Here is an 11,576-nt window from a genome sequence, read left to right as displayed (position 1 = left end):
GCGGTATAAGTGCATATGATGCCAGTCATGGAAGCGGAAGTGCACAAAGAATTACCCATGTAGCTGCCGGTAATGTATCAGCAGATTCAACTGATGCAATTAACGGAGGTCAGTTCTTTAGTCTCTCCAGTTACATCTCTGTTTCAACCAGTCTGAGCAGTCTGTCAACAACTGTTTCATCAGCTGTTACTAGTCAAATCAATTCTATAGGCAGCTCTCTGTTCAGTAATTATGAAAGTCTGTCAAGCACAGTAAGCAGTGTGTCAACTGCTTCCGGAAATATGCAGACAGTTATGTCTTATCTGAACGAGCATGCGATCCAATGGAATGATGAACAAGGCGGATTTGATGCAGGCCAAATCAACGGTATGACTCGTGGTTCTAATCTTGGCAAAATTATGAATCTGGCAGATGGTGATCTTACTCCAGATTCGCATGATGCGGTAAATGGCGGCCAGTTATACACAGTAAAATCTGAGCTGACTGCCGGTCTGAGTTCTTTGTCAACCACTACAGAATCGATATCAACATCTTTGGGTGGCACAAACTTGGGCAGTATGAGTACCAGTATCTCTAATATGAGTTCCAGTATCGCTGAGCTGAATGCGAATGCGTTATTGTGGAATGGTGCAGTTTATAATGCTGCTCGCGGAGGTATTGCACAGAAAATTACCGGTGTTCAAGGTGGTAATATAGCAGCCGGTTCTCTTGATGCAGTAAATGGTGATCAGTTGTATTCCCTGTCATCTGGTTTGACAAGCCTGTCAACAGCAGTAAGCGGTCTGCCCGCAGGCACTATTTCTGATGATACACTGTCGAGTCTGTCAACTGCAATCAGTAAAAACATAGACAGTCAGATTTCCTCTGTAGCATCTTATCTGGGTACTGCCTCCCAACCGGGGACAAATAGTATTAAGCAGCCTAAATACGATATTACTACGCCGTCAGGCAGTATAGTGTCAGCCAATAATGTAAAAGATGCTCTGGAAAATCTGGAAAATTATGGCACTAAATATGCAAAGAGTAACTCAGCAAAAGCAGCCTCAGTTGCACAGGGAATTGATTCAGTTGCAATAGGCGGTGCATCAATGGCCAGCGGCACCTCAGCAGTTGCCATCGGTGATTCTGCCAGTGCATCGTCAGCCAATGGTGTTGCTCTGGGCAGTCAGGCGAAAGTAACTCAGAGCGGAGGCGTAGCACTTGGATCTGGATCGGTAGCAAGTACAGCAGCCGGTAAAGAGGGCTATATTCCGGTAACGGCAACGCAGCAGCAGGCAGCAGCAATCCGGGCAACGAAGAGTACAGAAGGAGCGGTATCTGTAGGAGATGCATCGAAAGGTGTATATCGTCAGATAACCGGGGTTGGCGCGGGTACGGCTGATACTGATGCAGTCAATGTGGCTCAGCTTAAGGGGGTGAATAATCAGGTTAGCATGATAAATGAATATGTTAACCAGATGAATGACAACATTCATCATGTTGAGCGTCGTGCCTATTCCGGTACGGCACTGGCCATGGCTCTGTCCGGTGCTTATCTGCCCTCCCTGAATGGTGGTGAACAGACCGTTGGTGTTGGTGTCGGTGCATATCGTGGCTATGGTGCTGTCGGCCTTAACTTTAAGGCAGCAAGTAAGAACGGCAAAGTGACATGGGGTGCAGGTGTTTCTACTACGGGCAAAGAGACAGCTGTTAATTCAGTACTTGGCTTTAAATGGTAAGAAAACCTGATTAAAAGCAGACTTCCGGGTTTTTCCTGTGAAGTCTGTAAATCTTATTTATTGATCACTAATTGTATTTTTACTAAGAATACGGATTAACATGCGTATCGGTATTTCTGTTATTACTCATGCCAATCAGAATATCTGGGAAAATGGCATGAGTCAGAATATTATATTTTTGGTTCAGAGCCTGAAGGCTATTCCGTTTGTTAAAGCAGTTGATCTGATTAATGTGGGCGGGCAGCCGGGAATGGCAGAGCAAATTGATTTAAGTTTGTTTGATTTGCATCTGATGTCGGAACAGGAAGCTGAGGATGCTTTTGATGTCATTATTGAACTGGCCGGCGCGTTAAGTCCGCACTGGCTGGCGTTGCAGCGGGCACGCGGGAAAAAAGTGGTATTTTATTGTGTTGGTCAGCCTTATGTTGGTCTGGCAGAATACAATGTCTTTGAAAAACCGACCAGTTTTCCGCCGGTAGACCGTTCTGATGAAGTATGGGTTTTGCCTAAAGATAAGGGCTATATTCCGATGCTGCGGACAATGTACCGTTGTCCGGTACATGTTACGCCCTATTTGTGGGATCCGATGTTTGTATCCAGACGTAAGCAGGAAATTTCTGAGCATGGTTTCTATTTTGGCTGGCGCGATAATCTTCAGGATGGTGTTAAAACGCCGTTGAATGTGGCTATTTTCGAACCTAATATTTCAGTGGTGAAGACTTCATCCATTCCGATGCTGGCCTGTGATGAAGCCTATCGGGCAGAGCCGCAGTCAATAGGTATGATGCATGTGCTCAATACGCTGCATATGAAAGATCATCTGACAATGCTGTATCTGGCCAATTCACTGAATCTGGTAAAAGATCATAAAGCGTGTTTTTACGGCCGCCATGATATTGCTGGTTTTATGGCACAGCATGCCAATGCGGTGGTTTCGCATCAATGGTGCAATGACCAGAATTATTTGTATCTGGATGCACTGTATGGTGATTATCCACTGATTCATAATTCACCCTGGTTAAAAGAGTTTGGTGCCGGCTATTATTATCCGGATTTTAATGCTGCAGAGGCAGGCAGACTGCTTATTCATGCCTGGCAGCATCATGAGGAAAATCTGGGCAGTCAGCGGCAGGCTTCTCAGGCTTTGTTTAAGGCCACTTCACCTCTGACAGAAGCCAATATCGCTGCTCATGCACAATTATTAACTAATCTGTGTGCTGATCGTCCGGAATTATTAAGGAATTAACTCATGTCGTCGGTGTCTTCACTTCGTATCGGTGTTTCAATTTATGTGCGTAAAGGAGCACAGTCGCTGTGGGAAAACGGTATTTTTCAGAATTGTCTGTTTCTGGCGATGCTGTTACAAAAATCACCGGTTGTCAGTAATACTGTGTTGGTTGCCGGTTCCGGTGACGGTGACATGCAGGACGCAATGAATTTTCTGAAGGATTCACCAGTACCAGTAATTGACATGGCCAGTGCTCTGAACGAGCTGGATGTCATGATTGAAATGAGTGCTCAGCTATCCAAAGAGTGGATGATAAGTTTCAAGGCTCAGGGTGGTAAAGTAGTCAGTATGCGGGTAGGTAATGATTATGTGATTGATATTGAACGCATGCTGTTCAATAAACCTTCTGCATTGCTGATTACAGGTGCGCCATATGATGAGGTATGGACATTACCTGAGTATGAGAAAAGCTGTATGCCCTATTTTGCCAGTACTTTTCGTACTCCGGTCAGAATTATGCCGCATTTGTGGAGTCCGGTTATTCTGAATAAGGCTTGTGAAAGACTGCCGGAAAATGAGAAGTTCGGATATCGGCCTGGCCGCAGACGCTGGCGTATTGGTATGTTTGAGCCGAATATGTGTATGGTAAAAACCAGTTATATACCTATGCTGGTCTGTGAAAATGCGCATCGTCTGAATCCGGATTTTATTGAACATATCTATATTTGTAATACTCTGAATCTGAAAGAGCAGAATGCTTTTAATCTGTTTGCCCATAGTCTGAATATTATTCGTCATGGTCTGGCATCGTTTGAAGGCCGTTACCCGATCTGGCAGGTTGTATCACGCTACTGTGAAGCTATTGTTTGTCATCAGTGGGAAAATGCGCAGAATTATCTTTATTATGAAGCTTTATATGGCGGTTATCCGCTGATTCATAATTCGCATCTGATTGGTGATTGCGGGTATCGCTACCATGATTTTGATTGCGAAGAAGGCGGGCAGAAACTGGCAGATGCGTATAAGATGCACGATGAAAATCTTGCCGGTTATCGCGAAAAAGCAACAGCTTTTCTGGCAACTCTGGATCCGGAGGCAGAAAGTAATGTGCGCTGTTATACTAAAGCACTGAAATCTCTGTTTAAAGTATAGATTATCTTAAATTGATCGATATTTTAGTCTAATGTGTTCCTGCATAAAAGCTGCTGCTGATAAAACATATAAAACCGGTTGTTGGTAAAATATTTCCATAAAAAAATATGAATTTATCTAATACATCAAATTTGAATTCTGGCCATGTTCAGGATACCGGAGCCGCGCGCCTGCGTATAGGAATTACTATTGGTCTGAGTCACCCTGAAGAAACGCTGTGGAATAATGGTATTAAACAGAATGCTGTTTTTCTTGCTGAAGCATTGAAAAACTGTCCTAATGTAGATTCTGTGGTTCTGGCTAATACAACAGATGTGCCGGTTACTTCACGCTTACCATGGGATTTGGAGAGATGGCCGACCAAAAGTTTTATCGAGGTCAAGGATCAGATAGATGTATTGATTGAACTGGGCGGGCAGATTAGTGCTGAACAAACGGCTTATATTAAAGACCGGGGTGTACACCTGATTTCTTACTGCTGTGGTTTTGAATATATCCATATGATGGAGTCGGTTTTGTTTGCCCGCAATATGGGCGGGGCCAACCTGTTTATTAATCAGCGTTATGATGATATCTGGATGATTCCGCAGGTAGCCAATTGCAGTCGGGCTTATTTTGAAATATTCCGCCGCCACGAAGCACGTGTCGTGCCATTTGTGTGGAGTCCGGTCTTCCTGAATCAGAAGACCGCAGCTATGCCTTTTCAGGGTTTATGGCAGGTTCCGGTATCCGGTAAAGGCTGGCGTTTGTCGGTTATGGAGCCGAATATCGATGTGGTTAAATTCTGCCTGTATCCGATTCTGATTGCTGAAATAGTCTATCGTGATAAACCGGAATCTATTGATATTTTGCAGGTTTGTAATGCTTTGCCGATGGCGCAGAAATCCATGGAATTCATTGCGCTGATGAATCAGCTGGATATTGTGAAAAAGCACAAATCAGTATTTCTGGGGCGTTATGATACACCGACATTTCTGGCAACCAATACAGATGCGGTAATATCTCACCAATGGGAAAATCCGCTAAATTATTTCTATCTGGAAGTGTGCTGGCAGGGATATCCTTTGATTCATAATGCTGAGCTGATTTCAGATCTTGGCTATTATTATCAGGGTAATGATGTGCAAGCGGGTGCTAAACAGTTGCTATCTGCTATGAATGAGCATGCTGATAACTCAGCTCATTATATAGATGAGCAGCGGCGGCAGATTGCCCGCTTTCTGCCGGATAATACTGATTTGGTGGCCGGCTATTCTGCATTACTGACAGAACTGAAAGCCAGACCACTTCGCTAATTGCTATTTATTTTCCTGCATAAAAATATTGATATTATCCTCCAGCATGCTACAGATACGCTGTATGGCTTCTTCGCTGCCCCATGCCATATGCGGGGTAATAATCAGGTTAGGCAGGTGAGCTCGCAGTAACGGATTGCCATGTACCGGTGGTTCCTCGCTAAGTACATCTACGCCTGCTCCGCCTAACTGACCATATTTCAACGCCGCAACCAGTGGCTGTTCTGCAACCAGACCACCTCGTCCGACATTAATCAGTACGGCTTGTGGCTTCATCATTTTTAATTCCGCTTCATCAATCATATTGCGGGTTTGTTCATTCAGCGGGCAATGCAGGGAAATCACATCAGCTTGTTGTAATAGCTGGGTAAATGGGGTATAGCCATCCCGGCAACTACTGGCGTTTTTGTGTTCTCCCCAGAGAACATGCATTCCGAATGCCTGCGCCCGTGCAGCTAAAGCCTGTCCGATACCACCTTTCCCGAAAATTCCCAGTGTTTTGCCGTTCAAATCATGTATAGGTGCACCGAAATGGCAGAAAAAAGGGCTGTTTTCCCATAAGCCGGCAGCAACATCGCGCTGATAAGCAGGTAACTGGCGCATCAGTGCCAGAATCAGCATCATGGCATGTTCGGCAACCGTATCGTTTCCATAACCGCGAACATTACGAATACCGACATTGTGTTGTTGTGCTGTTTGCCGGTCAATGTGATCCAGACCGGTAGCCGGCACCGCAATTAACTGTAAGTGCGGACTATTGCGAATAGCTTCAGCATTAATTCGCACTTTATTGGATATAACAATATTTGCCTGAGCAATCCGGCCGGCTACTTCATCCGGGTTGGTATGGCTATAGCTGGTAATGTGATGAGGAAATTTGAAGTTAAACGGATATTCGGGCAGGGTTGCACGGTCCAGAAAAACGATTTCGCTGGTAGTCATATTATCTCCTGTTAATTGAAAAGCCTGCTATGGACAATAACATGCATGGGTTGAATGTCTGTGTTACAGTGTACGCTAATTTATTAATCAAGGATGAATGAATATGGATCTGGTGATTGAAGATTTGCAGCAGGGTACGGGTACGGAAGCTCAAAAGGGTAAGGAAATTACGGTACATTATACTGGTATGCTGGAAGACGGTACGGTGTTTGATTCCAGTGTTACCCGTCAGCAGCCGTTAACATTTACTCTGGGTGCGGGTATGGTTATTGCCGGCTGGGATGAAGGATTTAATGGTATGAAGGTGGGTGGTAAACGCAAGCTGACTATTCCGCCGCATATGGCTTATGGCAGCCGGGGTGCCGGTGGTGTGATTCCGCCTAATGCCACACTGATTTTTGATGTGGAATTGTTGCAGGTTGATGATTAAGCTGTTGCACGCTGATTTTGCTCAGGCAGCTGTTTCAGGCTGCCTGAACTGTTTTAATGAGCAGGGATTCTGATGATGGAAACTAATCCGACTATTGCTGCCATTGCGACTGCTCCGGGACGTGGTGGCGTAGGCGTAGTACGTTTATCCGGTAAAAATCTGTTGTCTCTGGCACAAAAATTAAGTGGTGGAAAAACACCGGTGCCGCGCAAAGTGATGTATACCGATTTTGTTGATGAGCAGGATGCGGTTATTGATAATGGTCTGTTGTTGTATTTTGCAGAGCCGGCCAGCTTTACCGGTGAAGATGTAATTGAGTTGCAGGGGCATGGCGGACCAGTGGTGTTGCAGATGCTATTGCAGCGCTGTCTGCAACTGGGTGCGCAGCTGGCAGAGCCGGGTGAATTTACTAAACGTGCCTTTTTAAATAATAAGCTGGATCTGGCACAGGCTGAAAGTGTGGCTGATCTGATTGATGCTTCCAGTCAGTCGGCCGCACGGATGGCGGTACGCAGTTTAAAGGGTGCTTTTTCTGAAGAAATTCACCGGCTGGTTGATGATCTGATTACTTTACGTATGCTGGTAGAGGCAACTCTGGATTTTCCGGAGGAGGACATCGATTTTCTTCAGGCCGCAGATGCAAGCGGCAAGCTTAAGCAGTTACGTGACCGTCTGGACAAGGTATTACAGCATGCACAGCAAGGCGCACTGCTGCGTGAAGGAATGAATGTGGTACTGGTGGGTGCGCCTAATGTAGGTAAATCAAGTCTGCTTAATGCACTGGCTGGCGACGATATAGCTATTGTTACTGATATCGCCGGTACAACCAGGGATACAGTAAGGGAACAGATTACTCTGGACGGGGTACCTGTCCATATTATTGATACAGCTGGTCTGCGTGAAACAGAAGATGTGGTTGAACGTATTGGTATTGAGCGCAGTCAGCAGGCTGTACAGCAGGCAGATGTAGCGCTGATACTGATTGACCAGCGTGAAGGACTCAATGCCACTACTGCGGCAATTCTGGCGCAGTTACCGGCCAGTTTGCACAAAATCGAAGTACACAACAAGATTGATTTAACAGGAGAAGCAGCCAGCTGTGTTTCACGTGAAACGGGAAAATTGCGGGCATTAACGGATGCCGGTCAGGTCATTGCTTTGTCGGCCAGAACAGGTGAAGGGCTGGACTTATTGCGTCAGGCTTTATTACAGCAGGTAGGCTGGCAGGGTGAAAGTGAAGGGCTTTTTCTGGCACGAACACGCCACATTCAGGCGCTTGAACAGGCCAAAGAGGAATTGTTAAATGCCAGTATGTGTCAGGAAAATCAAATTGAATTGTTTGCAGAGCATTTGCGTCTGGCGCAGAATGCATTGAATGAGATTACTGGTGAATTCAGTGCCGATGATTTGCTGGGTGTTATATTCAGCCGTTTTTGTATTGGTAAATAAATTTTACACAGTTATTATTACTAAATGAAAGCACTAACTATCAATTTTAACGGATAGTTAGTGCTTTTTTGCTTTACTGGTTAAAGAGGCTGTATTAAAGCAAATCTTGGCAGTAGTTGTCCGTTAACACTTATGGTTTCATTAAACATACTTTTGGGACGTACCCAGGTTGAATAATCGCCGTACAGGCACTGGTAAATAACCAGTTCTTCTTCGGTTTCACTATGGCGTGCTGTACCGGTAACCTGATAAAGCCTGCCTTTATAGTGCTGATAAATGCCTCGTTGCATAGGTATTTCCTGCATAGTCAGATACAGCCGGAGAGTGCCGGCTGTCAGAGGTGTTATAACTAAAATCTCTTTAATTACAACTCGGTATTCTTTTGGCTGAAAGCCGATTAATTATACAATGGTTTGAATGAATTATAACAAGATGCCATATTAAGGAATACTGTAAATGAATAATGACCCGCGAGCCAGAATGCCAGATGCACCATTGGCCGATAATGAACGGCTGAAAGGTGAAAGTAATTATTTATACGGGCAGATTGCTGCCGATTTACATGACGGGATTACCGGCGGGTTTAATGGTGATGATTTTCAGCTGATTCGTTTTCATGGTATGTACGAGCAGGATGACCGCGATGTCCGTGCCCAGCGACAGGCAGCCAGACTGGAACCGTTGAAAAATGTAATGATGCGCTGCCGTCTGCCCGGTGGAATTATTACCCCGAAACAATGGCTGGGAATCGATGAATTTGCTACTGCACATACACTTTATGGCAGTATTCGTCTGACTACACGCCAGACATTTCAGTTTCATGGCGTGCTGAAACCTGATATTAAACCGATGCATCAGTGGCTGCATCAGCTCGGTCTGGATTCAATTGCTACCGCCGGTGATATTAATCGTAATGTGCTGTGCACCAGTAACCCGATTGAAAGCAGTCTGCATCGTGAAGCCTATGAGTGGGCGTGTAAGATTTCTGAGCATTTACTGCCGCGAACACATGCTTATGCTGATATCTGGCTGGATGGTGAAAAGGTGCTTAGTTCAGAACCGGCTGCACCATTGTCAGAGGGTGTGAGTAATGATGCGGTCGAACCGATCAACGGTAAGACTTATTTGCCACGTAAATTTAAAACTGCACTGGTTATTCCGCCACTGAATGATGTGGATTTACATGCCAATGATTTGAATTTTGTCGCTATTGGTGAGGGCGGTCATCTTGTTGGTTTTAATGTACTGGTAGGCGGCGGGCTGTCTATTGATCATGGTAATCAGCGTACGTTCCCGAATACTGCTAAGGATTTTGGTTTTATTCCGGTGGAGCAGGCTGTACGCTGTGCTGAGGCTGTGGTTACTACCCAGCGCGACTGGGGTAATCGCAGTGATCGCAAAAATGCACGTACACGTTACACTTTGCAGCGTGTAGGCGCAGAAGTATTTAAGGAGGAAGTTGAGCGCCGGCAGGGTTTTAAATTTGCTGCCAGCCGCCCTTATGAACTCACTGAGCGCGGTGATCGCATTGGCTGGGTACAAGGGGAAGACGAACGCTGGCATCTGACCTTATTTATTGAAAACGGCCGTTTACTTGACTATCCTGACCGGCCACTGAAAACCGGTATGCGTGAATTAGCCAGAATTCATAAAGGTGATTTCCGCCTGACAGCCAATCAGAATGTGATTATTGCCGGTGTGCATGCTGAAGATAAGGATGAAATTGAACGGATTGCCCGTAAATATAAACTCATTGACGATGAAATCACGGAACAGCGTAAAAACAGTATGGCCTGTGTGGCTTTTCCAACCTGTCCGCTGGCTATGGCTGAATCTGAACGGTTTTTATCCGGTTTCATTGATCAGGTCGATGCGCTTATGGCGCAATATGGTTTGTCTAAGGAGCATATTATTCTGCGGGTAACCGGTTGTCCGAATAACTGCGGCCGTGCGTTACTGGCTGAAATCGGGCTGATAGGCAAAGCAGTCGGCCGTTATAATCTGTACGTTGGCGGTAACCGGGCTGGCACGCGTATTCCGCGTTTGTTCCGCGAGAATATTACAGTTGATGAAGTGCTGGCTATCTTGCAGGATTGGATTGCGCGCTGGGCACAGAAGCGTAATAATGCTGAGGATTTTGGTGATTTTGCTATTCGTACCGGTATTGTTAAACCGGTAGTAGATGCCGCAGTAGATTTCTGGGATGCAGATAAAGTTTCAGTGTAAATGACTAATCAGAAAAGAGAAATTTCTGTGATTTAAGTAAATAGTCCGGATACCTGATAACAGGTCCGGACTATTTTGTATCTATGGTGTCAGATTACGGCTGCTGATTGGCATATATCTGATCAAATATACCGCCATCGCTGAAAAAGCGTTGTTGAGCTTCTTTCCAGCCACCAAATTCTTTATCAATGGTCACCAGTTGCAGGCTGGGAAACTGGTGCCGGTATTCTGCCATGATTTTCGGATTCACCGGTCTGAAATAACTTTGTGCTATCAGACGCTGGGCACTGTCGCTATACAGATATTGCAGATAGGCAGTGGCCAGCCGGCGTTTATCCGGGGTAAGAACATTACCGTCAACAACGGCTACCGGTGGTTCACATAAAATTGAAAGTGACGGTGTGACGATTTCAAATTCGTCAGGAGACTGCTTGAGTGCCAGTCTGGCTTCATTTTCCCATGCCAGTAATACATCGCCGAGCTGGCGGTGGGTAAAGGTGATGGTAGCGGCACGTGCTCCGGTGTCCATCATGGGTACATGCCGGAGTAAAGCCTGCAGATATGCCTGAGCACTGGCATCACTACCGTTTGGCTGATGCTTCGCCCAAGCCCATGCAGCGAGAAAATTCCAGCGTGCACCACCGGATGTTTTAGGATTAGGTGTGATAATCTGAACATTGTTACGGATCAGATCTCCCCAGTCGCGGATGTGTTTGGGATTGCCCTTACGCACCAGAAAAACAATGGTAGAGGTATAGGGGGTGCTGTTATGGGGTAAACGCTGCTGCCAGTCCGGTTGCAGTAATGTTTTTTTGCCACGGTTCAGAGCATTGATGTCTCCGGCCAGTGCCAGTGTGACCACATCGGCTTTAAGACCATTCTGTACAGCAATAGCCTGTTTACCGGAACCTCCGTTGGACTGGCGGATATGCACTTTCTGACCGGTTTGCTGATACCAGTAGTTTTCAAAATCAGTATTATAGTGCTGATACAATTCACGTGTAGCATCGTAAGAAGCGTTCAGCAGAGTTGCTCTGCTGCCGGAGTTGTTATCGCAAGATGTCAGACCTGCAATTATTGCTGCCAGCAGACCGTAGCGCCAGAATATATTCATGCCAGAAAATAGGTTTTAGACG

At 45.6% G+C, this 11,576-nt stretch carries 10 protein-coding genes; 7 read left to right on the top strand and 3 right to left on the bottom strand.

The features are described 5' to 3' along the window. The 4 genes from H3T75_RS10450 to H3T75_RS10435 all read left to right on the top strand — a co-directional run. Nucleotides 1–1,718 (top strand): YadA family autotransporter adhesin (locus H3T75_RS10450; RefSeq protein ID WP_370570090.1); only part of this gene is annotated, 1,718 nt, incomplete at its 5' end. Between the two features lie 100 nt (nt 1,719–1,818). Next, complete coding sequence (locus H3T75_RS10445) at nt 1,819–2,964, top strand: DUF2827 domain-containing protein (protein WP_100125704.1); 1,146 nt, start codon at nt 1,819–1,821, stop codon at nt 2,962–2,964. A gap of 3 nt (nt 2,965–2,967) precedes the next feature. Then, nucleotides 2,968–4,098 (top strand): DUF2827 domain-containing protein, encoded by a 1,131-nt coding sequence (locus tag H3T75_RS10440; RefSeq protein WP_110413710.1) that lies wholly within the window; start codon nt 2,968–2,970, stop codon nt 4,096–4,098. Nucleotides 4,099–4,205: 107 nt separating this feature from the next. Continuing rightward, nucleotides 4,206–5,393, top strand: coding sequence for a DUF2827 domain-containing protein (locus H3T75_RS10435; RefSeq protein ID WP_198190488.1), 1,188 nt, complete (start codon nt 4,206–4,208; stop codon nt 5,391–5,393). Nucleotides 5,394–5,396: 3 nt separating this feature from the next. Here the strand turns inward: H3T75_RS10435 and H3T75_RS10430 are convergent, their stop codons facing one another. Beyond that, nucleotides 5,397–6,335: a D-2-hydroxyacid dehydrogenase gene (locus tag H3T75_RS10430; protein WP_198211683.1), complete on the bottom strand. Its 939-nt coding sequence runs from the start codon at nt 6,333–6,335 to the stop codon at nt 5,397–5,399. A 103-nt stretch (nt 6,336–6,438) separates the two neighbouring features. On the opposite strand from H3T75_RS10430, the gene H3T75_RS10425 reads away from it, so the two are divergent. Next, the gene (locus tag H3T75_RS10425; RefSeq protein ID WP_025329671.1) at nt 6,439–6,765 is read left to right on the top strand and encodes an FKBP-type peptidyl-prolyl cis-trans isomerase; all 327 of its coding nucleotides are present in this window, start codon (nt 6,439–6,441) and stop codon (nt 6,763–6,765) included. A gap of 72 nt (nt 6,766–6,837) precedes the next feature. Then, nucleotides 6,838–8,214 carry a tRNA uridine-5-carboxymethylaminomethyl(34) synthesis GTPase MnmE gene (gene mnmE, locus H3T75_RS10420; protein ID WP_198211682.1) on the top strand — a complete coding sequence of 459 codons (1,377 nt, stop codon included), beginning with the start codon at nt 6,838–6,840 and terminating at the stop codon, nt 8,212–8,214. Nucleotides 8,215–8,294: 80 nt separating this feature from the next. On the opposite strand, the gene H3T75_RS10415 is transcribed toward mnmE, so the two are convergent. Then, nucleotides 8,295–8,504 carry a DUF1653 domain-containing protein gene (locus H3T75_RS10415; protein WP_198190489.1) on the bottom strand — a complete coding sequence of 70 codons (210 nt, stop codon included), beginning with the start codon at nt 8,502–8,504 and terminating at the stop codon, nt 8,295–8,297. Nucleotides 8,505–8,670: 166 nt separating this feature from the next. Here H3T75_RS10415 and cysI point away from each other — a divergent pair, with 166 nt between their 5' ends. Continuing rightward, a complete protein-coding gene (cysI, locus tag H3T75_RS10410) occupies nt 8,671–10,440 on the top strand; it encodes an assimilatory sulfite reductase (NADPH) hemoprotein subunit (RefSeq protein WP_198211681.1) in 1,770 nt (589 codons plus the stop codon). Nucleotides 10,441–10,534: 94 nt separating this feature from the next. Here cysI and H3T75_RS10405 read toward each other — a convergent pair whose 3' ends face one another. Next, on the bottom strand, nt 10,535–11,554 hold the full coding sequence (locus H3T75_RS10405) for a sulfate ABC transporter substrate-binding protein (RefSeq protein WP_198211680.1): 1,020 nt from the start codon (nt 11,552–11,554) through the stop codon (nt 10,535–10,537). Between the last annotated feature and the right edge of the window lie 22 nt (nt 11,555–11,576).

Origin of the sequence: Snodgrassella sp. W8135 (genome assembly GCF_016101225.1) — a bacterium.
GTDB classification, from domain to species: Bacteria; Pseudomonadota; Gammaproteobacteria; order Burkholderiales; family Neisseriaceae; genus Snodgrassella; species Snodgrassella alvi.
Note: the sequence above shows the minus strand (reverse complement) of the source record. Positions and strands in the feature narration are given on the sequence as shown.